27 protein-coding genes and 1 pseudogene are annotated in these 26,753 nt (G+C 71.6%); 10 read left to right on the top strand and 18 right to left on the bottom strand.

Annotation, left to right across the window (positions count from 1 at the left end):
- Nucleotides 1-85 precede the first annotated feature (85 nt).
- Entirely contained in the window at nucleotides 86-679 is a 594-nt protein-coding gene (locus JI751_RS12525) for a DUF6198 family protein (protein ID WP_201936711.1), read from the top strand.
- A 55-nt stretch (nucleotides 680-734) separates the two neighbouring features.
- Here JI751_RS12525 and JI751_RS12520 read toward each other — a convergent pair whose 3' ends face one another.
- A complete protein-coding gene (locus JI751_RS12520) occupies nucleotides 735-1,166 on the bottom strand; it encodes an Hsp20/alpha crystallin family protein (RefSeq protein WP_201936709.1) in 432 nt (143 codons plus the stop codon).
- Nucleotides 1,167-1,278: 112 nt separating this feature from the next.
- Here JI751_RS12520 and JI751_RS12515 point away from each other — a divergent pair, with 112 nt between their 5' ends.
- The gene (locus JI751_RS12515) at nucleotides 1,279-1,590 is read left to right on the top strand and encodes a MerR family transcriptional regulator (RefSeq protein ID WP_201936707.1); all 312 of its coding nucleotides are present in this window, start codon (nucleotides 1,279-1,281) and stop codon (nucleotides 1,588-1,590) included.
- Here the strand turns inward: JI751_RS12515 and JI751_RS12510 are convergent.
- The 6 genes from JI751_RS12510 to JI751_RS12485 form a co-directional block, all read right to left on the bottom strand.
- On the bottom strand, nucleotides 1,538-2,536 hold the full coding sequence (locus JI751_RS12510) for a 5'-3' exonuclease (RefSeq protein WP_201936704.1): 999 nt from the start codon (nucleotides 2,534-2,536) through the stop codon (nucleotides 1,538-1,540). The genes JI751_RS12515 and JI751_RS12510 overlap by 53 nt on opposite strands.
- Nucleotides 2,537-2,565: 29 nt before the next feature.
- Nucleotides 2,566-3,264, bottom strand: a complete 699-nt coding sequence (locus JI751_RS12505) for a glycosyltransferase family 2 protein (protein ID WP_201936701.1) — start codon at nucleotides 3,262-3,264, stop codon at nucleotides 2,566-2,568.
- Entirely contained in the window at nucleotides 3,261-4,571 is a 1,311-nt protein-coding gene (locus JI751_RS12500) for a bifunctional PIG-L family deacetylase/class I SAM-dependent methyltransferase (protein WP_201936698.1), read from the bottom strand. The genes JI751_RS12505 and JI751_RS12500 overlap by 4 nt, the downstream gene beginning before the upstream one ends.
- A complete protein-coding gene (locus tag JI751_RS21845) occupies nucleotides 4,568-5,617 on the bottom strand; it encodes an acyl-CoA dehydrogenase family protein (protein WP_201936695.1) in 1,050 nt (349 codons plus the stop codon). The genes JI751_RS12500 and JI751_RS21845 overlap by 4 nt, the downstream gene beginning before the upstream one ends.
- Complete coding sequence (locus tag JI751_RS12490; protein ID WP_201936692.1) at nucleotides 5,610-7,682, bottom strand: catalase; 2,073 nt, start codon at nucleotides 7,680-7,682, stop codon at nucleotides 5,610-5,612. The genes JI751_RS21845 and JI751_RS12490 overlap by 8 nt, the downstream gene beginning before the upstream one ends.
- 102 nt (nucleotides 7,683-7,784) lie before the next feature.
- Nucleotides 7,785-9,326: an AAA-type ATPase lid domain-containing protein gene (locus tag JI751_RS12485; protein ID WP_201936690.1), complete on the bottom strand. Its 1,542-nt coding sequence runs from the start codon at nucleotides 9,324-9,326 to the stop codon at nucleotides 7,785-7,787.
- Between the two features lie 174 nt (nucleotides 9,327-9,500).
- On the opposite strand from JI751_RS12485, the gene JI751_RS12480 reads away from it, so the two are divergent.
- From JI751_RS12480 to JI751_RS12455, 6 genes are all read left to right on the top strand, one after another.
- Nucleotides 9,501-10,544, top strand: a complete 1,044-nt coding sequence (locus tag JI751_RS12480; protein ID WP_201936687.1) for an amidohydrolase family protein — start codon at nucleotides 9,501-9,503, stop codon at nucleotides 10,542-10,544.
- Entirely contained in the window at nucleotides 10,544-11,353 is an 810-nt protein-coding gene (locus JI751_RS12475; RefSeq protein ID WP_201936685.1) for an iron-sulfur cluster assembly protein, read from the top strand. The genes JI751_RS12480 and JI751_RS12475 overlap by 1 nt, the downstream gene beginning before the upstream one ends.
- On the top strand, nucleotides 11,350-12,387 hold the full coding sequence (locus JI751_RS12470; RefSeq protein WP_236666082.1) for an NAD(P)-dependent alcohol dehydrogenase: 1,038 nt from the start codon (nucleotides 11,350-11,352) through the stop codon (nucleotides 12,385-12,387). Before JI751_RS12475 ends, JI751_RS12470 begins: the two co-directional genes overlap by 4 nt.
- 12 nt (nucleotides 12,388-12,399) lie before the next feature.
- Nucleotides 12,400-12,903 (top strand): DUF1097 domain-containing protein, encoded by a 504-nt coding sequence (locus JI751_RS12465; RefSeq protein WP_201936683.1) that lies wholly within the window; start codon nucleotides 12,400-12,402, stop codon nucleotides 12,901-12,903.
- Nucleotides 12,904-12,937: 34 nt separating this feature from the next.
- Nucleotides 12,938-13,261: a putative quinol monooxygenase gene (locus JI751_RS12460; RefSeq protein WP_201936681.1), complete on the top strand. Its 324-nt coding sequence runs from the start codon at nucleotides 12,938-12,940 to the stop codon at nucleotides 13,259-13,261.
- Between the two features lie 67 nt (nucleotides 13,262-13,328).
- Entirely contained in the window at nucleotides 13,329-14,201 is an 873-nt protein-coding gene (locus tag JI751_RS12455; protein WP_201936680.1) for a universal stress protein, read from the top strand.
- Nucleotides 14,202-14,214: 13 nt separating this feature from the next.
- On the opposite strand, the gene JI751_RS12450 is transcribed toward JI751_RS12455, so the two are convergent.
- Nucleotides 14,215-15,192, bottom strand: coding sequence for a zinc-binding dehydrogenase (locus JI751_RS12450; protein WP_201936677.1), 978 nt, complete (start codon nucleotides 15,190-15,192; stop codon nucleotides 14,215-14,217).
- A 126-nt stretch (nucleotides 15,193-15,318) separates the two neighbouring features.
- Between JI751_RS12450 and JI751_RS22075 the strand changes: the two genes are divergently transcribed.
- Nucleotides 15,319-15,693 carry a DUF3253 domain-containing protein gene (locus JI751_RS22075; RefSeq protein WP_372440566.1) on the top strand — a complete coding sequence of 125 codons (375 nt, stop codon included), beginning with the start codon at nucleotides 15,319-15,321 and terminating at the stop codon, nucleotides 15,691-15,693.
- Between the two features lie 458 nt (nucleotides 15,694-16,151).
- Here the strand turns inward: JI751_RS22075 and JI751_RS22070 are convergent.
- The 9 genes and pseudogenes from JI751_RS22070 to JI751_RS12400 form a co-directional block, all read right to left on the bottom strand.
- Nucleotides 16,152-16,520: pseudogene (locus JI751_RS22070) on the bottom strand (mechanosensitive ion channel family protein); the annotation flags it as partial.
- A gap of 209 nt (nucleotides 16,521-16,729) precedes the next feature.
- Complete coding sequence (locus JI751_RS12435; RefSeq protein WP_201936672.1) at nucleotides 16,730-17,467, bottom strand: TetR/AcrR family transcriptional regulator C-terminal domain-containing protein; 738 nt, start codon at nucleotides 17,465-17,467, stop codon at nucleotides 16,730-16,732.
- 57 nt (nucleotides 17,468-17,524) lie between these two features.
- Nucleotides 17,525-17,818: a hypothetical protein gene (locus JI751_RS12430; protein ID WP_201936668.1), complete on the bottom strand. Its 294-nt coding sequence runs from the start codon at nucleotides 17,816-17,818 to the stop codon at nucleotides 17,525-17,527.
- 23 nt (nucleotides 17,819-17,841) lie between these two features.
- Nucleotides 17,842-18,690: a PaaX family transcriptional regulator gene (locus tag JI751_RS21840; protein ID WP_307814160.1), complete on the bottom strand. Its 849-nt coding sequence runs from the start codon at nucleotides 18,688-18,690 to the stop codon at nucleotides 17,842-17,844.
- The gene (locus tag JI751_RS12420) at nucleotides 18,678-21,047 is read right to left on the bottom strand and encodes a bifunctional salicylyl-CoA 5-hydroxylase/oxidoreductase (RefSeq protein WP_201936664.1); all 2,370 of its coding nucleotides are present in this window, start codon (nucleotides 21,045-21,047) and stop codon (nucleotides 18,678-18,680) included. Before JI751_RS12420 ends, JI751_RS21840 begins: the two co-directional genes overlap by 13 nt.
- On the bottom strand, nucleotides 21,044-22,687 hold the full coding sequence (locus tag JI751_RS12415) for an AMP-binding protein (protein ID WP_201936662.1): 1,644 nt from the start codon (nucleotides 22,685-22,687) through the stop codon (nucleotides 21,044-21,046). The genes JI751_RS12420 and JI751_RS12415 overlap by 4 nt, the downstream gene beginning before the upstream one ends.
- Complete coding sequence (locus JI751_RS12410; protein ID WP_201936659.1) at nucleotides 22,684-23,616, bottom strand: acyl-CoA thioesterase; 933 nt, start codon at nucleotides 23,614-23,616, stop codon at nucleotides 22,684-22,686. Before JI751_RS12410 ends, JI751_RS12415 begins: the two co-directional genes overlap by 4 nt.
- On the bottom strand, nucleotides 23,613-24,098 hold the full coding sequence (locus JI751_RS12405) for a cupin domain-containing protein (RefSeq protein WP_201936655.1): 486 nt from the start codon (nucleotides 24,096-24,098) through the stop codon (nucleotides 23,613-23,615). Before JI751_RS12405 ends, JI751_RS12410 begins: the two co-directional genes overlap by 4 nt.
- A 20-nt stretch (nucleotides 24,099-24,118) precedes the next feature.
- On the bottom strand, nucleotides 24,119-24,787 hold the full coding sequence (locus JI751_RS12400) for a fumarylacetoacetate hydrolase family protein (RefSeq protein ID WP_201936652.1): 669 nt from the start codon (nucleotides 24,785-24,787) through the stop codon (nucleotides 24,119-24,121).
- A gap of 57 nt (nucleotides 24,788-24,844) precedes the next feature.
- On the opposite strand from JI751_RS12400, the gene JI751_RS12395 reads away from it, so the two are divergent.
- Nucleotides 24,845-25,276, top strand: a complete 432-nt coding sequence (locus JI751_RS12395; protein WP_201936648.1) for a RidA family protein — start codon at nucleotides 24,845-24,847, stop codon at nucleotides 25,274-25,276.
- 3 nt (nucleotides 25,277-25,279) lie between these two features.
- On the opposite strand, the gene JI751_RS12390 is transcribed toward JI751_RS12395, so the two are convergent.
- On the bottom strand, nucleotides 25,280-26,716 hold the full coding sequence (locus JI751_RS12390; RefSeq protein ID WP_236666081.1) for a short-chain fatty acid transporter: 1,437 nt from the start codon (nucleotides 26,714-26,716) through the stop codon (nucleotides 25,280-25,282).
- Nucleotides 26,717-26,753: the final 37 nt, after the last annotated feature.

Here is a 26,753-nt window from a genome sequence, read left to right as displayed (position 1 = left end):
CGACCCTCGTCCCGCTGGTCGCCGCGCAAGGGGCCGGCAGGTGGCCGGCGGATGAACGGTCGCCGACTGCTGAGATGCTGGCGCGGTGATCCCCAGCCCTCGCCGTACGGCGATGCTCCTGCTCGGCTGCGTCGTCCTCGGGACGGGAGTCGCGATGCTGCTCGCCGCGGACCTCGGTTCCGACGGCTACTCGACCTTTGTCAACGGGATCTCGCTGACGTCCGGGACGGAGTTCTGGATCGCGAACGCCATCGTGGGCGCGGTCCTGGTGGTGCTCGCCGCGCTGCGGCACGTCCGGCCCGGCGTCGGCACGGTCGTGCAGGTCGTCCTCGTGGGCGTGGTCGTCGGCGTCGTCCTCGACCTGCTCGAGACGCCTGATGCGCTCGTCTGGCGCGGGGTGCTGCTGGTGGCGGCGTTCCCGGTCATCGCGATCGGGATCGTGCTCTACCTCGGCAGCCACACCGGCGCCGGTCCGGCCGAGGCCGCGGCACTCGCGTGGGACCCCCCGGTGCCCTTCAAGTGGAGCTACAGCGTCGTCCAGGGCGGGGGAGCGCTGGGCGGGTGGCTGCTCGGCGCCACGATCGGCGTCGGCACGCTCGCGGTGATCTTCCTCCTCGGTCCCGCGGTGGACCTGACGGCCCGGATGTTGCGGGTGGACCTCCACCAGGCGGACACGTAGGCCGCGAGGTCGCAGCGCACTGCGCAAGGGCTGCGACCCCGCGACCGGGTGGGCGTCAGCTGGTCAGCTCGGCGTGCTGGCCGGCCCCGCTCGTCCCCTTGATCTCGATCTTGCGCGGCTTCGCCTTCTCGGCGACCGGGACCACGAGCCTGAGCACGCCATCGGTGTAACCGGCCTCGATGCGCTCGAGGTCGAGGTTGTCGCCGAGCACGAGCTGGCGGCTGAAGGCACCGCGCGGGCGCTCGGAGGCCAGCGGCTCCCAGTCGCCGTTGCGGGCGACCCGCTCGGCGCGCACGGTCAGCACGTTGCGCTCGACGTCGAGGTCGATGCTGTCGGCGTTGACGCCCGGCAGGTCGAACTCGATGACGAAGCGGTCGCCCTCGCGCCAGGCGTCCATCGGCATCACCGCGGGACGGTTCGTCGTGCCCATGAGCTGCTGGGTCAGGCGGTCGAGATCACGGAACGGGTCGGTGGTTCGAAGCAACATCGTCTCCTCCTGGTTCAGCCGGGTGGACCGGAACCGGTCCACGACCTGTATTGATGGTTACAGGTTTCTTATAGCCAATCGATCAGGCAAGATCAAGGCCGTGGAGCGAGAAATGTCGACGGTCGGTGTCTACGCCATCTCGGTGGCCGCAACGATGGTCTCGATGGAGATCCAGAACCTGCGCGTCTACGAGCGCCGGGGGCTGCTGACGCCCGACCGCACCGACGGCGGCACCCGCCTCTACAGCCCTGACGACGTCGACCGGCTCGGGCGGATCCGTGACCTCCTGGCCGAGGGGCTCAACCTGGTGGGCATCGCGCGCGTGCTGGAGCTCGAGGACGAGGTCAGCGACCTGAAGGCTCGACTCGAGGTCAGCGCGACGCAGGGAGGCTCGTCAGCACGCGCACCGCGAAGTCGGTCGTGAAGTCGTTGTCGAGGAACCGGACGACGTTGGTCACCCGCTCGACGTCGAGCGGCAGCAGCCCCCGCGAGCCGGGGACGTCGGGTGTGAGGCCGAGGTCGAGGTCGTGGCGGCCCGACATCATCGTCACGTTGAACTCGTAGCGCTCGCGCGCGCCGTCGGCCTGCAGGCGGCGTACGACGGTGGGGCCGATGCGGCGACCGCCGGTCTCGGTCGCCCAGTCCTCGAAGGCCCCGAGCAGGGCCTCGCCGCCGTTGTGGTCGATGTCGGCCCAGACGGCGTCCATCGAGCCGGCCACGTCCAGCAGGACGGCGGCGGTCTTCTCGCCGATGCCCTGCACGCCCGGGAGGTTGTCGCTGGAGTCCCCGCGCAGGGCGGCGAAGGCGAGGTAGTTCGTCGCGCGGACGCCGTACATGTTGAAGAGCCGCGCGGGGTTGAGCATCGGGGAGCCGTGGATGCCGCCGTCGATCAGGCGCAGCACCTGCGTGTGGGGGCTGATGTGGGCGAAGGCGTCGCGGTCGGAGGTGATGATGACGCAGTCCCAGCCGTTGGCCTCGGCCCAGGTCGCGCCGGAGGCGTTGACGTCGTCGGCCTCGAGCCCGGCCGGGGTGACCGTGTGGAGCCCGAGCGCCTGGAGCAGCGCCTCGGCCCGCTCCAGCTGGTCGACCAGCTCGGGGTCCTTCTGGGCGCGCCCGGCCTTGTAGTCGGGGTAGAAGTCGCGGCGCACCGATCCCGTGCGGTCGTCGAGGCCGAACACCACGGCGTCCGGGGCGAACGAGTCGATCGACTCGAGGATCTGGCGCAGCATCCCGTGCAGCGCCCAGATCGGGCGACCCTGCCGGTCGCGGAGCTGGGTGTGCGCCCGTGCGTGGTGGTTGCGGTGCAGCAGCGACGGCGCGTCGACGACGAGCAGCAGGCGGCGGGGGTGGGTCTGGGTGCTGGTGGCCATGGTGATCGCCGCCAGCCTAGACGGCCCGCTCAGGCGCCCATGTCCTCGAGGTAGCCGGCGAAGCCGCCCGGCGTACGACCCGCGCGGCGCCCCGATGTCGTCACCTCGATCCGACCGGATGCGATCCACCGAAGGCCCGCGCGCCGCATCGCCGTGACCAGCTCGACGTCCTCGTGCTCGACGATGGGGGCGAACCCGCCCACCGACTCGTAGGCGTCCCAGGCGAACCCGAGGTTGGCGCCGTGGACGTGGACGTGGCCGTCGACCGAGCTGTGTCGCTCGCGCCAGCGCTCGAGGTCCTCCGCGCTGAGGTCGCCGGGCCGGGGCCGGACGGTGCCGATGACGAGGTCGTGTCCAGCTGCTGCCAGCTCCACCTGGGTGCCCAGCCACGAGCGGGGCACGGCGCTGTCGCCGTCGGTGCAGGCGACCCAGAGCGAGCCACCACCGGAGCCCGCGGCCCAGTCCGCGGCCGCGGCCACCCCCGCTGCGCGGGCCACGCCGACGTTGCCGGCACGGGTCACCACGGCGGTGACACCCCGCCACGAGGCGACGACCTCGGACGAGCGGTCGGTGCAGGCGTCGAGCACCACGAACACCCGGGCCGGCAGCCCCGGGTGCGTCTCGGAGAGGGCGACGACGGCGTCAGCGAGCGAGTCGAGGCAGGCGGGCAGCAACGCCTCCTCGTCGCGCACCGGGACCACGACCGCGAGCGCGGTGGGCCGCGTCATGCCGGCCGGCCGAGGACGTGGAGCAGGAAGTCGGGCTCGTGGTGCTCGACCAGGACGGGTGCACCGGTGGTGAGGAAGGCGTCGTGCACGGCGGGTCCGGCCAGCGGCCAGCCGACGGGCTGGTGCCGCCAGTGGCACAGCAGCAGGTGCCCGTCGTCGGTCAGGGAGCCGAGGGCGAGCGCGACGACCTCGTCGAGCTCGTGGGGGCTGAGGAAGTAGCCGATCTCGGAGATGCAGACCAGGTCCCGGGACCCCGACGGCCACTGCCACGGCACGCGCGCCAGGCTGACGGCGAGGTCGGCGATGCCGGACGTACGCCGCTGGGCGAGCTCGACGGCGGCCGCGCTGGCGTCGATCGCCAGCAGGCGGTCGCAGCGCGCGGAGAGGTCGACGGCGAGGGCGCCGATCGAGCAGCCCACCTCGAGGGCGTCCCCGTAGTGCTCGCGCGGCAGGCTCGCTAGCGTCAGGGCGCGCTTGCGGCGCTCGTAGGCCGAGTCGACCCGCCACGGGTCGGGCTCGTCCCGGTGCACCCGGTCGAGGGCGTCGTCCTCGGGCGGCGTGGCGTCGCTGAGGAAGACCTCGTCGGCGCGCTCGAAGTGGGCGAGCAGGTCGGGGCCGAGCATCACCTCGTCGCCTGGCGCCTCCGACAGGGCACCGACCTGGCTGGCATGCGCAGCGACGGCCGCCTGCTTGGCGGCGCGATCGGCGGCCTCGAGCGGCAGGCGTGACGCCGGGACCGGGAGCGCGCCCGGACTGCCCCAGTGCCACCACCAGACGGGGTACTCCCAGAGCACCGCGTCCGTGCGGGCCGCGGCGACCGCGGCCGCCCGGCCAACCGCGTCGTGGTCGGGGTGTCCGTCGCCGCGCCACGGTGCGCAGAGCACCACGTCGTCGCCGTCCGTGCCGATGGTCTCGACCAGGGCGGCGACGACCTTGTCGACGTGGGCGGCGACGTCGCCGTCGGGGACGTCCAGGCACCGCACGTCCGCGTCCGGAGCCAGCTCGCCGATGGCAGCGCGCAGCTCGGCGCGACGGACGTCGGCCAGGACGTCGCGCGGATGGGTGGGGGACGACGGGTGGGACCCTTCACCGGCTGTCGCGGTGACGACCTGGATCCGACCCCCGCCGAGGCCGACGCGGCGGATGAGCCCGCCGGCGCCCAGCGTCTCGTCGTCCGGGTGGGCGCCGGCCACCACCAGTCGGGATCGCGACGTCAGCAGCTCCAGTACCGGTAGCGCGGCGACGGTCGCGTCCCACGCCGCCGCGGGGGTGCCGACGCGGTCGTGGCGGAAGTCGGGCGCGCTCACCACCCGCGCGCACCGTGCTGGAGCAGCTGCTCGCCCAGCGCGGCCTGGTCGCGCTCGGCGTGCCACTGGCGCAGGTAGAGCTGGAGGTCCGCGACCCGGCGGGCGTGGTCCTCGTCGGTGGCCAGCGGGCCGGGGCCGAGCCCGTGGGCGGCACGGGACAGCACGTCCTCCGCAGCGAGAGCGACGACCTCGCGCACCCGCAGCGCCGCGCGCCATCCGTCGGCGCCGGTGAGCCGGCCTGCGTCGACGTCGTGTGCCGCACGGGCGAGCACGCTGCCCGCCGCGTGCAGCGCGGCGTCGGCCGCGCCGAGGTGCATCAGTGCCACCTGGTCGGGCAGCCGGGTGCCTGCGGCCCGCACCATCCGCCGGGCGACGCCGACGGCGCCGCCGAACCAGACCGCGGCCACGCCGATGCCACCCCACGCGAAGCCCGGCCGCTCGAGGTACCACCCGGGCTCGCCCACGGCGTACGCGGTCGCGTCGGCGAAGTCGATCGGCCCGGAGTCGACCGCGGTGAGGCCGCGGGCCACCCAGGTCCCGGCCACGGCGGTGGCGCCGGGCTGCGTGAGGTCGACGGCGAAGAGCTGTCGCTCGTCACCCACCCACGCGCTGACCAGCGCCCGGTCGAGCGAGCCACCGAGGGAGCACCAGTGCTTGCGGCCGTCCAGGACGTGGTGGTCGCCGCGTGGCTCCGCGCGCAGCGGCTCGCCGGGGCCCTCGGCGGCGAAGACACCCCACGTCCCGGGCTCGGGCGTGCGACCGGCCTGGTCGAGGATCGCCAGCGCGTCGAGGTGCGGCTCGAGCGTGCGGGCCACCGTGAGGTCGACGGCCGCGACGCTCGCCAGCGCCGACCACAGGTGGGCGGTCCCACCGGATCCGGGGACGGGCAGCTGCATGCCCACCGACCCGGCGAGGTCGAGCGCGGCGGCGGCGTCGCCGCTCGCCTCCACCGCGCGGTCGACGAGGTCGGCGAGCTCGTCCTGCTCGTCGTCACGGTGCTTGTCGTCGCTGTGCCCGCCGAGCAGGACGGGTCCGCGGTCAGGCACGGACGGCACGCTCCCAGTGGCGCAGCGAGGCGCACCGGGTGACGAACACCGTGGCGTCGTCGGCCGACGCGAGGTCCACGAATCCCTCGTCCGGCTCCACGCCCGCCGCGGCGAGGAGGGCCGTCGCGTCGGCCCCCGTCCCGACCAGCTTGTGGTGCGCGAACGCGTCGCTGACGAAGTCCTGCGCGCTGGCGCGGGTGGCGAGGTCGGCGGCACCGTCGGCCGAGGGGAGCAGCGCCACGGCGTCGAAGAGCACCGACGGCCCGCCGTCGATCGCGTGGTCGGGGGTCAGCGTGCCGCCGCCCCGGAGCTTGATCGGCCCGATGGCCGGGGCGACGTACTCCACGACCGCACCCGCGTCCTCGAACGCCGACGCGACGGCTCGTACGACGGCCTTGTCGCTGCCGTCGGTCACCAGCACGCCGAGCTTGCGTCCGGCGAACGACTCCGGGCCGTTGCGCAGGATGCTCAGCGCGGGCGACTCCGGCAGGTCCGTGCGCGTCGGCACCGCGGCCTCGGAGGCCTCGGGCAGCGGCGTCGCGAGCTTGTCGGCCACGGACTGCGCGAGGTCCTCGTGGACGTTGCGCAGGTTGCCCAGCATCCGGGTGCGGATCTTGGGGTCCTCGACCTTGGCGAGCTCGAAGGAGAACGCGTCGACGATGTGGCCCTGCTCCACCTCGGTCTGGCTGAGGAAGAACTGACGGGCCTGGCTGTAGTGGTCGGCGAACGACTCGGCCCGCAGACGACGGGTCGGACCGGCCTCCTCGCGCATCACGCTCTGGTAGCCCTGGACCACGTCGGCCCGCGGACCGCGGTCGTCGCCGGTGAGGGAGTTGGGCTCGTAGGTGCCGCGGCCGAGCTGGGGGTCGGTCTGCATGTGCCCATCGCGCTGGAAGTGCATGACGGGACAGCGTGGGGCGTTGACCGGCAGCTGGGTGAAGTTGGTGCTGCCGAGCCGCTTGAGCTGGGTGTCGAGGTAGGAGAAGTTGCGGCCCTGGAGCAGCGGGTCGTTGCTGAAGTCGATGCCCGGGATGACGTTGTGGGTGCCGAAGGCGACCTGCTCGTTCTCGGCGAACATGTTGTCGACGTTCCGGTCGAGGGTCAGCCGCGCGATGATCCGCACCGGCAGCACCTCCTCGGGGATCAGCTTGGTCGCGTCGAGGACGTCGAAGTCGAACTCGTCGGCGAAGGTGTCGTCGAAGACCTGCACGCCGAGGTCCCACTGGGGGAGGTCGCCGCTCTCGATCGCGGCGTGGAGGTCGCGGCGGTGGAAGTCGGGGTCAGCACCGTTGATCTTGAGCGCCTCGTTCCACACGACCGACTGCATGCCCTGGCGCGGCTTCCAGTGGAACTTCACGAACGACGCCTCGCCGTCGGCGTTGACGAAGCGGTAGGTGTGGACGCCGAAGCCCTCCATGAAGCGGAACGACCGGGGGATCGCGCGGTCGCTCATCGCCCACAACAGCATGTGCGTCGACTCCGGCATGAGGGACACGAAGTCCCAGAAGGTGTCGTGGGCCGAGGCAGCCTGCGGCCAACCGCGGTCCTGCTCCTCCTTGACCGCGTGCACGAGGTCGGGGAACTTCATCGCGTCCTGGATGAAGAAGACCGGGATGTTGTTGCCGACCAGGTCCCAGTTGCCCTCCTCGGTGTACGTCTTGACCGCGAAGCCGCGCACGTCACGGGCGAGGTCGGGGGAGCCGAGGTTGCCGGCGACGGTGGAGAACCGGACGAAGGCCTCGGTCTTCTTGCCCTTGCGCTGGAAGGGCGCGGCCCGGGTCAGGTCGGGGATGGCGTCGAGGCACTCGAGCGTCGCGTGGGCGCTGTAACCGCGCGCGTGCACGACCCGCTCCGGGATCCGCTCGTGGTCGAAGTGGAACATCTTGTCGCGGAAGGCGAAGTCCTCGAGCAGCGTCGGCCCGCGCTCGCCGACCTTCAGCGAGTTCTGCCCGTCTCCCAGCGGCGTACCGGTCGCGGTGGTCATCCGCTCGCCGCGCTTGACGCCCTGGTGGAGCTCGTCGCCCTCGCCGCGCTCGTCGTTCGTCGTGCTCGGTCGTGTGGCCATGGAGGCTCCCAAGAAGGTGGGCGGGACGCCGTGTTGCGCCCGCCTGTCGACGCTAGGACGGGTCGCCGGGGTGCGGTCACCTCCCGAAGGGCGATCGGGCAGTCAGGCCCCGACCCGCGGGACGTGGATGTCGTACTGGGCGATCTTGCGGTAGACCGTCGACCGGCTCATGCCCAGCTCCTCACCGGCCTCCTGCATCGAGATGCCGGGCCGGGTGAGCACCCGGACGATCTCGTCCCGTTCGAAGGCCTCGATCCGGGTCAGCCGGCGGGAGGTGCCGGAGAGCACGTCGGCGGACAGGTGTCGTACGTCGAGCACGTCGCCGTGGCCGACCGCACGGGTGACCTCGTCGACGAGCTGGCGGACGTTGCCCGGCCAGCCGCAGCCGCGCAGGGCGGTCTCGGCGGCGCCGGCGATGGTCACGTCGCGCCCGCGTGCCCGTCGAGCGACGTGGTGGGCGATCGGCATCACGTCCTCGAGGCGCTCGCGCAGCGGCGGCACGGCCACCACCACTTCGACGAGCGGGGCGAGGGCTGCAGGGATGGACTCGAAGCGGCTCGCGGTCACGCAGAACGGCACGCCCTCGGCCCCGGCCGCGCGGACCCTGGCCTGCAGCACCAGGTCGCGGATGTGCTCGGTCACCCAGGCCGGCAGCCGGTCGACGTCGCGGACGAGGATGCCGGTGTCGGGCTTCCCGAGCTCGGGGGTCCACAGCCCGATCCAGGCCTCGCTGTCCTGGGGCGCCGGCGGTGACGCCGCCAGGATCCGTTCACGGGGGTACTGCTGACGCATGGCCTGGGCGAGCAGCGTGGCCCGACCAGTGCCGTCCTCGCCCACGGCGGCGACGATGCGGCCGGCGGCGATCGCGGCGCCCGCCTGCCCGAGCGCGTCGGTCCAGGCAGGACCGAGCGTGGTGAGCGTCCCCGACCCAGGCTCCAGGCGTGGCGTCTCCACCCGGAAGACCTCGCCCCGCTGGGCCGGCCGAGGCCGCTGCCCTCGCGAGCGTGCCAGCATCAGGGCCGAGGTGTTGCTGGCGGCCGACTGGGCCAGGGCCAGCAGCAGGTCGCTGGACTGGCTGGACCAGGTCGTGAGGTTGACGCAGCCTTCCAGCTGACCGGTCAGCGGATCGAGGACCGGCACGGCGGCGCAGGTGTAGGTGGTCAGGTTGAGGGCGTAGTGCTCCTCGGCCCGCACGACCGTCGGCACGCGGTCGGCGATGGCGAGCCCGAGCCCGTTGGTGCCGACGGTTCGCTCGGCGTAGGCGAAGCCCGGTGCGAGGTGGACCGCGTCCAGTGCCCGCAGCAGCGCCGCGTCCCCGCTCATCCGGTTGAGCACCAGTCCGTCGGCGTCGGTGAGCATGAGCGAGACAGGCTCGTTGGCCAGAGTCCTGTGCAGCCCGCTGAGCACCTCGCGCCCGCACTCGAAGAACAATGACTCGTTGTCGAAGGTGCCGACGAACGACGGGTCGATACCCTCCAGCGGCACGCCGTAGTCCTCGCTGCGCTGCCAGGACGCGACCAAGCGGTTCGACAGTCGTGCGGGCGCATGGGGCAACGGTCCGCCGACCCGCGCCTGCTGGAGCTCCCGGTGCCGCCGGACGCGCTCAGGGACAGCCTCGGCCGTGGGGTGCACCCCCTTCGTCATGTGACCGACGTTACATCCGCGGGCCGGTTCCAAGGGGCCCGGTGGCGTCCCAAATTGGGACGAGCCCAGATCTCAAAGTGGGACGTCGGCGAGGGCGGCGACGGCCACGTGACGGCCTAGCGTCGAGAGCCGGACGTGACCCCCGTCACTCGACTGCCAGCACCGGAGGACCACATGTACAGCAAGGACGGCGAGAACTACTTCATCGTCGACGCCCACATCGCCCTGTGGGACGCGCGGCCCGAGAACATCAAGAACGTCCAGGGCCAGCAGTTCATCGACTGCTTCTACGACTACCACCGCAACCTCTCGCCGGAGTCCGAGGTGTGGTCCATGGAGGACTACGCCTACCAGGGTGGCGAGCGGCTCATGAAGGACCTGTTCACCGACGGCTACGTCGACCACGCGATCTTCCAGCCGGCCCACCTCGGCGAGTTCTACCACCGGGGCTTCGGGCAGACCGAGGAGGCGTCGGCGCTCGCCGCGAAGCACCCGGACAAGCTGACCTACAACCACAACTTCGACCCCCGCAACGGCGAGGCCGGCCTGGACCAGCTCCGGGCGGACGCGGAGCGGTTCGGGCTCAAGGGCGTGAAGCTCTACACCGCGGAATGGCACGGCGACTCACGCGGCTGGAAGCTCGACGACCCGATGGCCTACCGCTACTTCGAGCTGTGCCGCGAGCTGGGCATCACGAACATCCACATCCACAAGGGCCCGACGATCCGCCCCCTCGACCGGGACGCCTTCGACGTCGCGGACGTGGACCACGTCGCGACCGACTTCACCGACCTCAACTTCGTCGTCGAGCACGTCGGTCTGCCGCGCCTCGAGGACTTCTGCTGGATCGCGACGCAGGAGCCCAACGTGCACGGTGGCCTCGCGGTGGCGATGCCGTTCATCCACACGCGGCCGCGCTACTTCGCGCAGATCATCGGCGAGCTCCTCTACTGGATCGGCGAGGACCGCATCCAGTTCTCCTCTGACTACGCCCTGTGGACCCCGCGCTGGCTGATCGAGCAGTTCGTCGACTTCCAGATCCCGGAGGACATGAGCGAGTACGCACCGATCAGCACGGACACGAAGAAGAAGATCCTGGGCCTCAACGCCGCCAAGATGTACGACATCGAGGTGCCGGCCGAGCTCCGGCTGCCCGAGGCCGACGAGACCGAGACGGGTCCGCGCCAGCCCGAGGCCGCCGACCTGGCGAGCGTGTGATGACCACCCTCGCCGCGGCCCCGGCCCACGAGGTGACGCAGGACGCCGTACGCCGCGCGCTCGACGTGGTGTTCGACCCCGAGCTCGACGAGCCCATCACCGACCTCGGCTTCGTCCGGTCGGTCGACATCGTCGGCCGCGACCTGGAGGTGCACCTGCGCCTGCCGACGTCGTTCTGCTCGCCGAACTTCGCCTACCTGATGGCATCGGACTCCCAGGACGCGTTGCGCGCGCTCCCGGGCGTCGGTCGGGTCGTGGTCGAGCTCGACGACCACCACGACTCGGCGATCATCAACCACGGGCTGGCCACCGACGCAGGCTATCGGGGCACGTTCCGGCACGAGGCCGAGGACAGCCTCGACGAGCTGCGGCACACGTTCCAGGTCAAGGCCCACACGGCCGCGATGGAGCGGTGCCTGACGGCGCTGCTCCGATCCGACGTCGACCTCACGGAGGCCGAGCTCGGGCGAGTGGTGCTGGCCGACCTGCCGGACGGGCACGAGAAGGAGTCGCTGCTGCGGCGACGCACGACGCTGGGCCTCGGCTGCCAGGCGTCGGCGCAGGTCATGGTCGACCAGCACGGCGTCGGCTACGAGCCCCGGCAGGTGCCGATGGCGCTGCGGCGCGCGAGGTCCACCCGGATCTCGATCGACGGCAACGCTCACTTCTGCCGCGGCCTGCTCCGCACCCGCTACCCCGGCTCGGGTGACGACCAGACCCGTCGCGCGGACGGCGAGGAGCCGTCGGACCCCACGTTCGTCCCCCTTTCAGCGCTGCTGCCCCGATCCCAGAAGGAGTCAAGCCCATGAGCACGAAGATGCGAGCCGTCCAGGTCGTCGGCTACCACCAGGACCTCGAGATGCACGAGGTCGACGTCCCCGAGGCCACGGGACCCTTCGACGTGATCGTCCGGATCGGCGGCGCCGGCGTCTGCCGCACCGACCTCCACATCCTCGAGGGGCAGTGGGAGGAGAAGTCCGGCGTCACGCTGCCCTACACGATCGGCCACGAGAACGCCGGTTGGGTACACGAGGTCGGGTCGGCGGTGACCAACGTCCGCGAGGGCGACAAGGTGATCGTGCACCCGCTCATCACCTGCGGGCTGTGTCGCGCGTGCCGCACCGGCGACGACGTGCACTGCGAGAACAACCAGTTCCCCGGGATCAACACCGACGGCGGGTACGCCGAGTACCTCAGGACCTCGGCGCGCAGCGTCGTACCCATCGACGACTCGCTCGAGCCCGCCGACGTGGCAGCACTGGCAGACGCCGGCCTCACGGCCTACCACGCGGCCGCCAAGGCCGCGCGCCGGCTGACGCCGCGCGACACGTGTGTCGTGATCGGCGCAGGAGGCCTCGGCCACATCGGGATCCAGGTGATGAAGGCGCTCTCCCCGGCGAACCTGGTCGTCGTGGACCGCAACCCCGATGCCCTCAAGCTCGCCCTCTCGATCGGCGCCGACCACGGCGTCGTCGCCGAGGGCAAGCAGGTCGAGGAGGTGCTCGAGATCACCCGCGGCCTCGGCGCCGAGGTCGTCATCGACTTCGTCGGCGAGGGCGGCTCGACCGCCCAGGGCCTCGCGATGACCCGCCAGGCCGGTGACTACCACGTCGTCGGCTACGGCGAGAACATCGACGTCCCCACCATCGACCTCATCTCGGCCGAGAAGAACATCATCGGCAACCTCGTCGGCTCCTACAACGACCTGTGCGACCTCATGGCCCTCGCCGCCCGCGGCGCGGTCACCCTCCACACCCAGAAGTACGCCCTCGACGACTTCCAGTCGGCCATCTCGGACCTCGACGCCGGCCGTGTCCGCGGTCGCGCGATCCTCACCCCCTAAGGAGCACCCCCCATGAACGCTGTGAAGCCCTTGTTGGGCATCGGGATCTCGGTCGGCGTGCTCGCCGGCATCTGGACCTTCGCGAGTGTCGAGCTGACCCTCATCACCTGGGTCGCCTTCGTCGCCTGGGCCTGCTTCTTCGCTTCCGGCGGAGGCACCACCGGCCTGGCCAAGGGACTCGCCGCCAACCTCGCGGGGATCTTCTGGGGCTGGGCGATCAGCCAGGGCCTCGAGACGATCGGCGCCTCGACGCTCGCGCTGGCGCTGATGGTGACCGTGGTCGGCTTCGTCCTGTGCGTCGAGGCGGCCCTCCCGCTGCTGTCGTTTATCCCCGGAGGGTTCGCAGGCACCGCCGTCTTCTTCGGCACCGGCTTCGACCTGTCGGGGGTGCTGGTCGCAGTGGTCGCCGGGGCGGTGCTCGGTATCGTCTCGGAGCGGCTCGGTGCGATGGTCCAGTCGGCGATCGACGGGTCCTCGCACCCGGCCCGCACGGCTGACGCGGCACCCGCCAGCTGACCCGGCACCACCCGACGATCCACGAGGAGACACCTTGATCTTCATCACCGCCAAGTTCGCCATCAAGCCGGAGCACGCGGAGGACTGGCCCGATATCTCGCGAGCCTTCACCGAGGCCACCCGCGCGGAGGAGGGCTGCCTGTGGTTCGAGTGGTCGCGCAGCCTCGACGACCCGAACGAGTACGTCCTGGTCGAGGCGTTCCGCGACGGCGACGCCGGCGGCGCCCACGTCTCGTCGGACCACTTCAAGGCCGCCCAGTCCGAGCTGCCGCCCTACCTCGCGTCCACGCCGAAGATCGTCAGCCAGTCCGTCGACCAGGACGGCTGGAACGAGCTGGGCGAGATGAAGGTCGACTGACGCAGGTCCCGCGGCGCCGGGACCAACGACCCTGCCGTCGGGCGGTCGACGCCACCACGCTGGAGGCATGACCACGACACTGCCCCTCCTGCTGGCGTACGACGGCTCGGTCGACGCGCGACGCGGCCTGAGCTGGACCGCCCACGAGTCCCTCCGCACCGGCCTGCCCGTGCACGTGATGGCTGTCGACGAGATCGCACCGCAGATGTGGGGCGGGCTCGGCGGGATCGGAGCGGTCGGCGGCACGATCGTGGTCACCGAGGGCTACGTCCTCGACTGCGCCGCACTGCTGGACGAGGCCGCCAAGCTGCTGGCCGACGAGGGCGTGGCCGACGTGACGACCGAGAAACGCGCCGGCCCGGTGGTGGCGGAGCTCGTCCAGGCCTCGGCCTCCGCATCGATGATGGTCGTCGGCAGTCGCGGTCACGGGGCAGCGGGGGAGGCGCTGATCGGCTCGGTCAGCCAGCACCTGGCCCGGCACGCGGCCTGCCCGGTCGTCGTCGTCCGCGAGCCGCGCGATCCCGACGCGCGACGCATCGTCGTCGGGATCGACGGCTCCGGCTCGAGCGAGGCGGCGCTGGAGCAGGCCTGCCGGCGTGCCGAGGTGACCGGCGAGACCGTGCTGGCGATCCACGGGTTCCACGCGCACGTGCCGTCCACCGACGTGTGGGCGGCCGCGCCGCGGAGCGTGGACACCGCGGACCGTGAGCGCCTCCTCGCCGAGGCGGTCGCCGGCATCCGTGAGGACCACCCCGACGTGCACCTCGAGCAGGAGGTGGTCGCGGTGCCGCCGGAGCGCTGCCTGGCGGACGCCTCGGCCAGCGCGTCGCTGGTCGTGGTCGGCTCGCGCGGACTCGGCTGGTTCAGCGGCCTGCTGCTCGGCTCGGTGAGCCAGGCCGTGCTGCACCGCGCGGAGTGCCCGGTCCTCGTCGTGCGCTGACCGCTGTCGCGGGTCAGGGGCGCAGCAGGACCTTGCCGCGGCGACCCGGCTCGGCGCTGGCGCAGGCCGCGTCGGATATCTCGTCGAGCCCGTAGACCTTCTCGACCGGCAGCGTCAGCGTTCCGCCAGCGATGCCGGACACGAGCTCGCCCATCAGGCGGGCGCGCTTCTCGTTGTCCATGGCGGGGAAGACCTTGCTGCCCCAGAAGCCCTTGACCACGACCTGCTTGAAGATCACGTCGCCCGACGAGATCTCGAGGGTCGGCGAGGCCATGGCGCCGAAGACGACGAGCAGGCCGTCCTCGGCGAGCAGCGAGACGACGTCGCCCGCGGCCGAGCCGCCGACCGAGTCGACGCCGGCGACGATCGGGGCGTCGCCCACGATCTCGCGGACGCGGTCGCGCCAGCCGTCGTCGTCGGTCGCGACGACGTCGCCGATGCCATGCTCGGACAGCTCGGTGACGCCGTCGGCGCGACGCACCAGCCCGAGGACGCGTACGCCACGGGCGACCGCGAGCTGCGCGACGAGCCGGCCGACGGCACCGTTGGCGGCGTTCTGGACGATCCAGTCGCCCTCGGACACCTCGAGGAAGTCGAGCAGCGCGATCGCGCTGAACGGCATCGACACCAGCTGTGAGGCGGCCTCGTCGGAGATCGCGTCGGGCACCGGGACCAGGCCGGCAGCGGGCGCCACGATGAGCTCCGCCCACGCACCGAACGATCCGCCGGTCGCGACCCGTTGGCCGACCTCGAGGTGCTCGACGCCCTCACCGATGGCCTCGACGACGCCGACCGCCTCGGTGCCCGCGCGGGCAGGCATCTCGGGCTTGAAGCCGTAGCTGCCGCGCACCGTCCAGAGGTCGTGGTTGTGGATCGGCGAGAGCAGCACGCGCACGAGCGCCTGGCCGGGACCGGGCTCGGGGGCCGGGACGTCCTGGACCGAGAGGACCTCGGCCGGGTCACCGAACCGGGGCTGGACGAGTGCGCGCATGGGGGTGCCTTTCCATCGGGTGTCTGGGTTGCTCCCGGCACAACGGTCATGGACCGCCGACTATGCCGTGAACCGTGCCGATGAGCGTGAGGTCACAGGTCAGGGAGCGGGCGGCACACTGGTGACATGCCTCCCGAGCCCAAGACCTGCCAGTCCTGCGGGCGCACCATCGAGTGGCGCAAGAAGTGGGAGCGCGACTGGGACCAGGTGCGCTACTGCTCGACCTCGTGCCGCAAGCGCGGCGTGAGCGACGTCGACCGCCGCCTCGAGGCGACCATCCTCGACCTGCTGGCCCAGCGCGCCCGTACGGCCACGATCTGCCCCTCCGACGCCGCCCGGGCCGTCGGCGGCGACGACGAGGAGACCTGGCGTGGGCTGATGGAGCCGGCCCGCCGTGCCGCGCGGCGCCTCGTCGACCGCGGCGAGGTCGTGATCACCCAGAAGGGCAAGGTCGTCGATCCCTCGACAGCGAAGGGCGCGATCCGGATCAGGAAGGCGTGAAGGGGCGCTCCGGACCGGAGCGCCCCTTCACCATGCGGATCGATCAGTACGTGCCGGTCGTGCCACCCGAGGCCAGCGGGGTGGTCGAGGTGCTGCTGGTCGCGTGGGCACCGGCCTGGCGGGCCTGGTCCGTCACGCTCGGCGCGTTGGCCGCGTGCTCCTTGATGCGGGGTGCCTCCTCCTCCGCCTTGGTGAGGTATCCCTCCCAGGTGCTGCATCGGCTTGATGAGCCCGCCGCCCACGCCGACGATGATCACGCCGGCCACGGTGGCGAGGATGGCGACGAGCACCGGGGTGGTCACGGTCGTGGCGACGCCGACCTGGTTGAGCGCGGCGACGATGCCGAGGAACAGGATGAAGATCGAGGCGATGTTGGCCAGCGTCCGGCCGTACGACAGCCCGCCCAGGGTGTTCTCGACCAGGACCTTGACGGCTGCCGCGATCGCCGAGGCGACGACGAGGATGATGATGCCGACCACCAGGCTCGGGATGAACCGGATGACCTCGGTCAGCAGGTCGCTGATCGGGTTGGGCCCGAAGACGCCGAAGGCGAGCTGCAGCACGAAGAGGGCGAGCGCGTAGTAGACGAGCTTGGCCACGATGTCGCTGGCGTCCATCTTCGATCCGGCCAACGCCTTCTTGACCCCGCCCCGCTCGACGGCGCGGTCGAATCCGGCCTTCTCGAGCAGCGCGTTGGCGGCCTTGCTGATCGCCTTGGCGATGAGCAGGCCGATGATGAGGATGACCAGGAAGAGCACGAGCTTGGGCAGGAACGCTGCGATCGTGCTGATGCCGTCGCGCAGGCCGTTCTCGAGGTTGTTTCTCATGTGGTGCGGTCCTTCTCTATTCGGGTCCGGGCAGCACGCAGCGCGGCATCCGGGCAGGCCGAAGTGCGCGCGGACATCCCTCGCGTGGCGCCCTGGACCGTGTCACTGGAGCGGGATGTTTACGTTGTAAACGTAGGGCGGGCCGGAGGGGATGGGAAGTCGGGCACACCCCTTGGAGTGGCCTGCGGGGTCCCGGGATCGGGCGGGTGTCAGCGCTCGAGGTGTTCGGTGCGCACCAGGGTCAGCCGGTCGAGCAGCGACTCGAGGGACTCCTCGAACTCGACCGACGCGCGGTCCTCGGACAGGCCCGGGCGCAGTCGTCGTACGAGCGGGAAGCCGTCGAGCGACGCGTCGTCGTCCGCCGGCTCGAGGACGTCCAGGGGACCGACGTCGGCACCCCGCAGCGAGACCTCGAGCAGCAGGTGGCCGAGGAGGAAGCTGGTGAAGGCGCGGTAGGCCGCGACGGCTGCCTCGTCGGTGAAGCCCTCCTCGGTCAGGCCGCGGAGGAAGACCTCCACCCAGTCCAGGCTGCGCAGCGGAGGTCGCAGCCACGGTGCCTCGGTCGGTCGGGAGGCCACCAGCGGGAACGCCTTCGGGTGTGCGAGGGCCACCCGCCTCACCCCGTGGGCCAGCCGCTGGAGGAAGTCCTGCCAGCCGTGGACCGGCTCCTGGGTGATCTCCTCGTCGCGCCACATGCTCGCCATCAGGTGCTCGACGACCGCGTCGAGCAGCTCCTCCTTGCCGGCGACGTGGCGGTAGAGCGCCATCGCCTCGACACCGAGGGTGGAGCCGAGGCGCCGCATGGACAGTCCGGCGAGACCTTGCTCGTCGATGTGGGTCAGCGCCGCGTCGACCACGCGCTCACGGTTCAGCCGCTCGGTGTGGGACGGCGGCTTCTGGCCGGCGACGAGCGCCGCGTCGGCGTCGACCACGTCGTCGTCAGCCACGTCGACCCTTCCTCCGCCCTCGTCGTCCAGGAGCACCACCGTAGCGAGCCCGGACACTCAGCCGTCGAACAACCGGTCCTCGGCCTCGGCGGACGTGACCTCCATCCGCAGCCGCATCACCATCTCCGGCGGCACGTTGAGCCGGGTCAGCATGGTCTGCACCTGCGGCAGGACCCAGGCGTACGACTCCACGGCGACGCGCGACGCCTCGTCCTTCACACACACCCAGACCACCGGTTCGCCCGCGCGGTCGGGCAGCCAGTGCGCCGAGATCACGCCGGCGGGGCCGAGCGAGGCGACGATCGGGAGCATCGCGGCGTCGACCGCGCTCCGCAGCTGTTCCTCGCCCATGTCCCGACGCTACGCCCAGCCTCCTAGGCGGGTGACCAGTGCGCCCGGGCGTGGTCGAGCGCAGGTGCCTCGAGGCCGGCCACCAGCCGCTCGAAGACCGACACCGCCCGGGGTGCGGCCCAGTCGGGGGCCAGCACCTCGGCGGGCAGGCCCGGGTCGCGGAACGGCAGCCGGCGCCACTGGTCGAGGATCGCGAGGTAGGTCGGAAAGGCCTGCGCGGGTGCGGGTCGTTCACGCTCGACCGAGGTCGCGAGCTTCTCGTGCGCGGAGACGAAGTCGCGGTAGCTCCGGTCGATCCCGGCCAGGTCCCAGCTGTCGTAGAGCAGGCCGGTGAGGTCCTGGGTGCCGTGGTAGTCCCCGACGAACACCGCCGTGTGGGCCTCCAGGTCGAGCTCGGCGACTGCGCGCTGCGCCGCGTCGCGCATGCGGGCGGGGGCGATCCACAGTGCGGTGCCGACGTTGCCGAACCCGAGGTGGGTGAGGTGGGCGCGCAGCTGCTGCCGCTTGGACCGCATCGACTCGGGCACCCCGAAGTGGACGATGCACCACCCGTCGTCGAGCACGGCCGGCGTACGGGCGTGCCAGATCACCTCGTCGCCGGCGGCGAGCGTCTCCAGCGCGGCGGCGGTGAGGGCGTACCCCCGTGCCCCGTCGCGCGCCTCGGACTCGAGCCACCCGTTGCCCTTGAGCCGGTGCACGGCCGTGCGGACGCTCGGTGCGTCCAGCCCGGCCTGCACGAGCAGGTCGACCGCGCCCGCGATCGGCATCCAGCTGCCCATCGGTCTCACGACGGCGCCGAGGAAGGTCACCACGGTCGTGCGCGACTGCCGGTTGTGCGTGCCCGACGGCCCGGTGTCGATCACGGCGTCCACCGGACGTGCACGTCGTCCGCCACGCCCTCGCGCAGGAGCTGGAGGCGCGGCGGGACCTTGTCGGTGCGCGAGGTGGGCGGCTTGCGGCGCCCCGCCTCCCACGGCGTCGGCCAGTCGGCGCCGGGGCCGGCGTAGTCCTGCTCGGCGGCGGCGTGCAGGGTCCAGCTCGGGTCGTAGAGGTGCGTACGCCCGAGCGCGCAGACGTCGGCGCGACCCGCGAGCAGGATCGAGTTCACGTCGTCGTAGGAGGAGATGGCTCCGACCGCGATCACCTTCGCGCCCGCCGGATCGGCGACGCGGTGGCGGATCTTGTCGGCGAACGGGGTCTGGTAGGACCGGCCGAACGCCGGCTTCTCGTCCTTGCCCACCTGGCCCGACGACACGTCGATGGCGGCCGCGCCGTGCTCGATGAAGGCGCGCGCGATCTCGACGGCGTCCTCGTCGGTGTTGCCGTCGGGCAGCCAGTCGGTGGCGGAGATCCGCACGGTGACAGGGATCTGGTCCGGTACGACGGCGCGCACGGCGTCGAAGACCTCGAGCGGGAACCGCAGCCGGTTGTCCAGCGAGCCCCCGAGGTCGTCGGTGCGACGGTTGGAGACCGGCGAGAGGAACGAGCTCAGCAGGTAGCCGTGGGCGGCGTGCACCTCGATCAGGTCGAAGCCCGCCTCGACCGCGCGCCTCGCTGCGTCGGCGAAGTCGGCGACGACCTGGTCGAGATCGGCGCGGGTCGCCTCGCGGGGCACGTGGCAGTCGTCGCCGTAGGCCAGGGCGGAGGGGCCGATGACCTCCCAGTTGCCGTCGTCGAGCGGCTCGTCCATCCCCTCCCACATCAGCTTGGTCGAGCCCTTGCGACCGGAGTGGCCCAGCTGCATCCCGATCCGCGCGGTCGACCTCGCGTGCACGAAGTCGGTGACGCGCTGCCAGGCGTCGCGCTGGTCGTCGGTCCAGATGCCCGGGCAGCCGAGGGTGATCCGGCCCTCGGGGGACACGCAGGTCATCTCGGTCATGACCAGACCGGCGCCGCCCAGCGCCTTGCCGCCGAGGTGGACGAGGTGGAACTCGTCGGGCATCCCGTCCGTGGCGACGTACATGTCCATCGGGGACAGCATCACGCGGTTCTTGAGCTGGAGCTCCCCGATGCGGATCGGCTGGAACATGGCGGGTGCGGTCTCGTCGCCGCCCTGCGAGCGGCCGAACTCGGCCTCCATCCGCGCAGCGAACTCGGCGTCGCGCTCGGCGAGGTTGTCGAAGGTGATCCGGCGCGATCGCGTGAGCAGGTTGAAGACGAACTGCGCCGGCTCCTGGTCGGCGTACATGCCGATGTTCTCGAACCACTCCATCGAGGCCTGCGCCGCTCGCTGCGTCGACTCGACGACCGGCTTGCGCTCGGTCTCGTAGGCCTCGAGCGCGTCCTCGAGGCTCGGGTGCTCGTGCAGGCACGCGGCCAGCGCGAGGGCGTCCTCCATGGCCAGCTTGGTGCCGGAGCCGATGGAGAAGTGGGCGGTGTGCGCGGCGTCGCCGAGCAGCACCACGTTGCCGTCGTGCCAGTGCTCGTTGCGCACGGTGTGGAAGTTGAGCCACTTGGAGTTGTTGGTGAGGACCTCGTGGCCCTGGAGCTCGTCGGCGAAGATCTCCGTCACGCGCTCGACCGCGTGGTCGTCGGAGACCCCGGGCGGGAAGGTCTCGCCCTCGGTCCGGTCGAAGCCGGCACGGCGCCACACGTCCTCGTGCATCTCGACGATGAAGGTGGAGCCCGCGTGCGAATAGGGGTAGCCGTGGATCTGCATCGTGCCCCACTCCGTCTGCTTGACGAAGAACTGGAACGCCTCGAACACCAGGTCCGTGCCGAACCAGATGTACTTGTTGTCGCGGCGGTCGAGCGACGGGCCGAACTGGTCGGCGTACTTCGTGCGGACCTGGGAGTTGAGCCCGTCGCACGCCAGCACCAGGTCGTACGACCCCCGGAGCTCGTCGGGATCGGGCGCGGCCGTGCTGAAGTGGACCGTGACGCCGAGCTCCGCCACGCGCTCCTGCAGGATCTGGAGCAGCTCTTTGCGCGACATCGCGGCGAAGCCCTGGCCGCCGACGGTGAACGCGTGCCGCTCGCCGTCGCGGTCCGTGAGGGCGACGTCGATGTCGGTCCAGCGGGCGAAGCTGCGCTCCATCCGATCGTGGACGACGCGGTCGGCGCCCTCGATGCTGCCGAGGGTCTCGTCGGAGAAGACCACGCCGAAGCCGAAGGTGTCGTCGGGCGCGTTGCGCTCCCACACGGTGATCTCGTGCGCCGGGTCGAGGGTCTTCATGAGGGTGGCGAAGTAGAGCCCGCCCGGGCCGCCGCCGACGATCGCGATCCTCATGAGCCGGCCTCCGCTTCCGCGATCTTCCTGAGCTTGAAGTGCTGGAGCTTGCCGCTGGTGTTGCGGGGGAGTGCGTCGACGAAGCGCACGGCGCGGGGGTACTTGTAGGGCGCGAGCCGGCCCTTGACGTGGTCCTGGAGCTCGGTGACCTTGGCGGCATCGCCCTCGACGCCCTCGCGCAGCACGACGAACGCGCACACGATCGACCCACGCTGCTCGTCGGGCGCGGCGACCACGCCGACCTCCGCGACGTCGGGGTGCGTGCCGAGCGCCTCCTCGACCTCGGGCCCGCCGATGTTGTAGCCCGACGAGACGATCATGTTGTCGGTGCGCGAGCGGTACCAGTAGTAGCCGTCGTCGTCGCGCAGGAACGTGTCGCCGGTGACGTTCCACCCGTTGACGACGTAGCCGCGCTGGCGCTCGTCGTCGAGGTAGCGGCAGCCGACCGGGCCGATCACGCCGAGCCGGCCCTCGACGCCGGCGCCGACCTCGTTGCCGTCGGCGTCGAGGATCGCGGCGCGGTAGCCCGCCACCGGCTTGCCCGTCGCGCCGGGGCGGATGTCGTCGCCGGCGGCGGAGATGAAGATGTGGAGCATCTCGGTGGCGCCGATGCCGTCGATCACCTTCAGCCCGATCGCGTCGCGGATCCCCTCCCACGTCGCCTGCGCCATGTGCTCGCCGGCCGACACCGCGACGCGGAGCCCGGCGAGGCGGTCGACGTGGCCGGACGCCACGATCTGCTTGTACGCCGTGGGCGCGGTCGCCAGTACCGTGACGCCCTGCTCGGCGACGAGGTCGGCGAGCTGCACCGGGGTGGCGGCCTCGGTGAGGAGGGCACACGCACCGGCGCGGAGCGGGAAGACGACGAGCATCCCGAGCCCGAACGTGAAGGCCAGCGGTGCCGTGCAGGCGACGACGTCCGCCTTCTCCAGCCGCAGGGTGTCGCGGCCGAAGGTGTCGTCGATGGCCAGCACGTCGCGGTGGAAGTGGGTGGTGATCTTGGGGACGCCGGTGGTGCCCGATGTGGGCCCGAAGAGCGCGACGTCGTCGGCCGCGGTCCCCACCGCGTCGAAGTGGGTGGGCTTGCCGGCGACCCGACGGGTCAGGTCGTCCTCGGCCCCGCCGCCGTACGCCACCACGACGAGGTCGGGAGCGGCGCTGTCGCGCACGGCGTGGACGTCGTCGACGAAGCGGTGGTCGACCAGCGCGACCACCGGTCGGGTCTTCTCGACGATCGGGGTCAGCTCGGTGGCCCGGAGTGCGGCCATCGTGGTCACGACGACGCCGCCGGTCTTGAGCACGGCCAGCCAGGCGACGACGGTCCACGGGTTGTTGGGGGAGCGGAGCAGCACCCGGTTGCCGGGGACCACGCCCAGGTCGTCGACGAGCACGTGCGCCACCTGGTCGACCCGCTCCTTGAGCTCCCCGTAGGTCCAGGCGGTGCCGTCGGGCGTCCGGAGCGCCGGTCGGTCGGGGCCGTGCTCGGCGATGACGGCGTCGAGGAGCTCGTGTCCGGCGTTGAGCCGCTCGGGGTAGCGCAGGGCAGGGGTCGTGAACTCGAGCACCGGCCACTGGTCCGCCGGCGGGAGGTGGTCGCGGGCGAAGGTGTCGACGTGGCCGGTGGGCGCCAGGTCGGTCATGAGCGTCCCCCCTGGTCGGGCACGGCCGTTCGCAGCATGCCCTCCTGGACGACCGTGGCGACGAGCTCGCCGGCAGTCGTGAAGAAGTGCCCGACGGCCGAACCGCGACCGTCCTGCACGGACCACGCCTCCTGCGCGTAGAGCAGCCAGTCGTCGAGCACGACCGGCCGGTGGAACCACATCGCGTGGTCGAGGCTCGCGGTGACCAGGCCCTCATCGGCCCAGGCCAGGCCGAGCACGCGGAGCGTCGGCTCGAGGATCGTGTAGTCGCAGACGTAGGCGAGCGCGGCGGTGTCGCGCTGTTCCCGCGTCAGCCCGGCGACCTCGCGCAGGGCGTCGTACGGCTTCACCCAGACCGCCTGCTGCGGACTCTGCCCGCCCTCGACCTCGAGGTAGACCGGGCCGGGCACGTGGCGCATGTCGAAGCTGCGGCCACCCGACCAGTAGGCCTTCGACGTCTCGGTCATCGTGCCGCCACTGCGCTCGTGGAGGTAGCCCGCCGACGTCGGCAGCGAGTCGGGCGCGGGCACGTCGGTCGGCATCGTCGCCGCGAAGCTGCCGCTCGGCTCGCCTGCGGCGAAGCTGGCCAGGCAGACGTAGACGGGCTTGCCGTTCTGGAAGCCGCGGACCTGGCGGGTGCTGTAGCCGCGGCCGTCGCGGAGCACCTCGACCTCGTAGCGGACCTCCGCGCCGATGTCGACGGGCCGCATGAAGTAGGAGTGCATCGAGTGCATGGACTTGCCGCCGGTGCCTGATGCCGGGACGGTGAGCGAGGCGGCGACGAGCGCCTGCGCGACCATGTCGCCCCCGTAGGCCTTGGGCCACGGGCACGGCTGGGTGGTGGCGGTGAAGGCGCGGTCGAAGACCTCCGCCTCGCACTCGGTGAGGGCGATCGCGTCGGTGACGGTCTGCGACGTGGGCGTGGTCACGGGCGCTCGGCCCAGTCGCGGAGGTCGGTGTCGTCGACCTGGGGCAGATTGACCACGATGTTCTCCGGGGTGCGGGTGGTCATCCAGGTCAGCGGGTTGTTGCGGTCGAGGTTGCACTCGACGTGCGGCATGAACGGCGGCACGAAGACCCAGTCGCCCTCGGACATGTCGAGGTAGTCCTCGAACCGTTCGCCGAAGTAGATCCGCGCCCGGCCTGACAGCACGTAGCCACCGGTCTCGGCCTCGCCGTGGTGGTGGGGGACCGAGCGGTAGCCGGCGAGGTTGTGCACCTTGCCGAACCACAGCCGGGTCGCGGGCGTGTGCTGGATGCTGATGCCGCTGATCCGGCTCGCGCCATCGCTCTGACCGGTGCGGTCCGGTTCGTCGCCGGCCCGGGTCACGAACGGCATGACGATGCCCGCCTCGTCGGCGTACGCCGACGGGTCGCCCTCCAGGACGTAGTGGTCGAAGTCGGGGTCCATAGTGGCCTTCTCTCGCTCGGTCAGTCGGTGATGCGGATCGTGTTGGTCAGGGTGCCGATGCCCGGGATCTCGGTCTCGACGACGTCGCCGTCGCGCAGGTACGTCGGCGGCGTCATCGCCATCCCGACCCCACCGGGCGTGCCGGTGAGGACGACGTCGCCGGGGCGCAGCACGGTGAAGGTGGAGACGTAGGCCAGCAGGTCGGCGCAGTCGAAGACGAGGGTGCTGGTGTCGCCGCGCTGTCGCTCGTCGCCGTTGACCCGGCAGAGCACGTCGACGCCGGCCTTCGGATCGATCGCGTCGGGCGCGACCACGACCGGGCCGATCGGGGTGGTCGCGTCCCAGGCCTTGCCCTGGAACCACTGGAGCGTGCGGCGCTGCCAGTCGCGCACCGAGATGTCGTTGGCGACGGTGTAGCCACCGATGGCGGCCCCGGCCTCCTCGCGGGTCGCGCCGCGCAGCTCGGTGCCCACGACGACGGCGAGCTCGGCCTCGTAGTCGACCTCGAGCCCGGCGGGCAGCACGATGTCGGCGCCGTCGGGCAGCAACGTGTCGGCGTACTTGGCGAAGAGGGTGGGGTGCGACGGCCGCTCGCGGCCCGTCTCGTCGATGTGGTCGCCGTAGTTGAGGCCGCAGCAGATGACCTTGCCGGGAGGAGCGAAGGGAAGGCCTCGGACATCGACTGGCATATTTCAGTTTTCGCACGAACGTTGTCAGGTTGTCAATAGACCTCTAGGGTCACGGGCATGAGCACCGACCTGACTCCCGTCGCCGTGAACCCCGCCTCGCTGGCCGCTCCGAGTGGCTACTCGCACGGCACGCTGAGCGGCAACACGCTCCACCTCGGCGGCCAGACGGCGCTCGACGCTGACATGCGGATCGTCGAGGGCGGGATCGTCGAGCAGTTCAGGCAGGCCTTCGGCAACGTGCTCACCACCCTCCGCGAGGCCGGCGGCGTGCCCGAGGACCTGGTGTCGATCACGATCTACCTCACCGACATCCCGGACTACCAGGCGCACGGCCGCGAGATCGGCGCCGCCTGGCGCGAGCTCGCCGGGCCGGTCTACCCGGCGATGGCCGGCATCGGCACGACCGCGCTCTGGCAGCCCGAGGCGCTCATCGAGATCCTGGGCGTCGCGGTGATCCCGGACGACAGGCTGGTGCGTCCGGCGCCCTGACGGCTACGGCGCGACCGGCGGGACGAACTCGAACGTCATCCCGAGCAACCACAGGAGCAGCAGCACCACCGGCAGGTGGAACAGGAACTGCAGGAACGTGAACCCGACCAGGTCGCGCGCCCGTACGCCCAGCACCGCGAGCAGCGGCAGCATGAAGAACGGGTTGACCAGGTTGGGCAGCGCCTCGGCGGCGTTGTAGATCTGCACGGTCCAGCCGAGGTTCATCCCGACGTCCGTCGCGGACTGCATGACGTAGGGCGCCTCGACGAGCCACTTGCCGCCGCCGGAGGGGACGAGCAGGCCGAGCAGCGCGGTGTAGAGGGCGATGACCACGGCGAAGCCACCGCCACCGCCGATGCTGGTGAACAGGTCGGCGAGGTGCTCGGAGACCGTCACCCCGCCGCGACCCTCCGCGCGTGTCAGGACCGCGGCCATGGCGGCGTACAGAGGGAACTGGACGAGCACGCCGGCGGTCGTGGGGACGGCTTTGGTGACCGCGTTGAGGAAGCCGCGCGGGGTGCCGTGGAGGACGAGACCCAGGATCAGGAAGACCATGAGGTAGCCGTTGAGGCTGCTGATCACCGACAGGAACGGCAGGGTCGCGAGCTGCTGCACGAGCCAGCCGAGGGTGAGCAGGCCGATGAGGATCGGCAGCATGCGGGAGTACTCGAGCCACTCGCCCGGGCGGCTGCGCTCGGCCATCGGCTGGACGTCGTCGGAGAGGTCGACGTCCATGTCCTCGGCCGTGCGGATGGCCTTGCCCTGCGGGGCGGACGCCCAGGCGATCACGACGCTCAGCGCGATGAGGACGGCCGCCAGGACGAGCGACTGCCAGGTCAAGATGGTCGTGCCGAAGTCGAGCACGCCGGTGATCTCGAGCAGCTCGGGTGGCAGCGACTCAGGAGTGGCCTGGAGCTGCGCGGCCGACGACGAGAGGCCGAGGGCCCAGACGGCACCGAGGCCGAGGTACGCCGCCGCGCCGAGTGCGCGGTAGTCGGTGCGCAGGTCGCTGCGACGCGCGATGGCGCGGGCGAGCAGCCCGCTGAAGACCAGGCTGAGTCCCCAGTTGAGCATCGAGACCAGGCACGACAGCAGGGCCACGAACGCGACGGCCCCCCGCGGGGTCGAGGGGTAGAGCGCGATCCGCTCGATGACCCGGGCGACCGGCGGCGAGGTCGCGACGACGTACCCGCTGAGCACGACCATCGCCATCTGGAGGGTGAAGGTCGCGAGGTCCCAGAAGCCGCCGCCGAAGGTCTCGGCGACGTGGACCGGGCTCGAGCCGTTGGCCATCGCCGCCACCGACACGAGCACGACGCCGGCGAGCGCGAAGACGTAGGCGTCGGGGAACCACTTCTCCGTCCAGGCCGCGCTGCGCTGGGCGAGGCGGGCGAGACCGCGCTCGTTCTGGTCGGTGCCCGAGATGGTCGACATGGTCATCGAACGTATCGGAGATCGCCGGGGTGCAGGATGACCG

This window comes from Nocardioides baculatus, assembly GCF_016735675.1.
Lineage (GTDB): Bacteria > Actinomycetota > Actinomycetes > Propionibacteriales > Nocardioidaceae > Nocardioides > Nocardioides baculatus.
Note: the sequence above shows the minus strand (reverse complement) of the source record. Positions and strands in the feature narration are given on the sequence as shown.

Excerpts from the sequence above, each read along its gene's own strand:
- JI751_RS12505 (WP_201936701.1), bottom strand. The coding sequence starts at position 3,264 with ATGACGCGGCCCACCGCGCTCGCGGTCGTGGTCCCGGTGCGCGACGAG.
- JI751_RS12395 (WP_201936648.1), top strand. The coding sequence starts at position 24,845 with ATGAGCACCGACCTGACTCCCGTCGCCGTGAACCCCGCCTCGCTGGCC.
- JI751_RS12400 (WP_201936652.1), bottom strand. The coding sequence starts at position 24,787 with ATGCCAGTCGATGTCCGAGGCCTTCCCTTCGCTCCTCCCGGCAAGGTC.
- JI751_RS12515 (WP_201936707.1), top strand. The coding sequence starts at position 1,279 with ATGTCGACGGTCGGTGTCTACGCCATCTCGGTGGCCGCAACGATGGTC.
- JI751_RS12450 (WP_201936677.1), bottom strand. The coding sequence starts at position 15,192 with ATGCGCGCACTCGTCCAGCCCCGGTTCGGTGACCCGGCCGAGGTCCTC.
- JI751_RS12475 (WP_201936685.1), top strand. The coding sequence starts at position 10,544 with ATGACCACCCTCGCCGCGGCCCCGGCCCACGAGGTGACGCAGGACGCC.
- JI751_RS12470 (WP_236666082.1), top strand. The coding sequence starts at position 11,350 with ATGAGCACGAAGATGCGAGCCGTCCAGGTCGTCGGCTACCACCAGGAC.
- JI751_RS22075 (WP_372440566.1), top strand. The coding sequence starts at position 15,319 with ATGCCTCCCGAGCCCAAGACCTGCCAGTCCTGCGGGCGCACCATCGAG.
- JI751_RS12520 (WP_201936709.1), bottom strand. The coding sequence starts at position 1,166 with ATGTTGCTTCGAACCACCGACCCGTTCCGTGATCTCGACCGCCTGACC.
- JI751_RS12405 (WP_201936655.1), bottom strand. The coding sequence starts at position 24,098 with ATGGACCCCGACTTCGACCACTACGTCCTGGAGGGCGACCCGTCGGCG.
- JI751_RS12485 (WP_201936690.1), bottom strand. The coding sequence starts at position 9,326 with ATGACGAAGGGGGTGCACCCCACGGCCGAGGCTGTCCCTGAGCGCGTC.
- JI751_RS12455 (WP_201936680.1), top strand. The coding sequence starts at position 13,329 with ATGACCACGACACTGCCCCTCCTGCTGGCGTACGACGGCTCGGTCGAC.
- JI751_RS12430 (WP_201936668.1), bottom strand. The coding sequence starts at position 17,818 with ATGGGCGAGGAACAGCTGCGGAGCGCGGTCGACGCCGCGATGCTCCCG.
- JI751_RS12390 (WP_236666081.1), bottom strand. The coding sequence starts at position 26,716 with ATGACCATGTCGACCATCTCGGGCACCGACCAGAACGAGCGCGGTCTC.
- JI751_RS12415 (WP_201936662.1), bottom strand. The coding sequence starts at position 22,687 with ATGACCGACCTGGCGCCCACCGGCCACGTCGACACCTTCGCCCGCGAC.
- JI751_RS12480 (WP_201936687.1), top strand. The coding sequence starts at position 9,501 with ATGTACAGCAAGGACGGCGAGAACTACTTCATCGTCGACGCCCACATC.
- JI751_RS12490 (WP_201936692.1), bottom strand. The coding sequence starts at position 7,682 with ATGGCCACACGACCGAGCACGACGAACGACGAGCGCGGCGAGGGCGAC.
- JI751_RS12465 (WP_201936683.1), top strand. The coding sequence starts at position 12,400 with ATGAACGCTGTGAAGCCCTTGTTGGGCATCGGGATCTCGGTCGGCGTG.
- JI751_RS12420 (WP_201936664.1), bottom strand. The coding sequence starts at position 21,047 with ATGAGGATCGCGATCGTCGGCGGCGGCCCGGGCGGGCTCTACTTCGCC.
- JI751_RS12510 (WP_201936704.1), bottom strand. The coding sequence starts at position 2,536 with ATGGCCACCAGCACCCAGACCCACCCCCGCCGCCTGCTGCTCGTCGTC.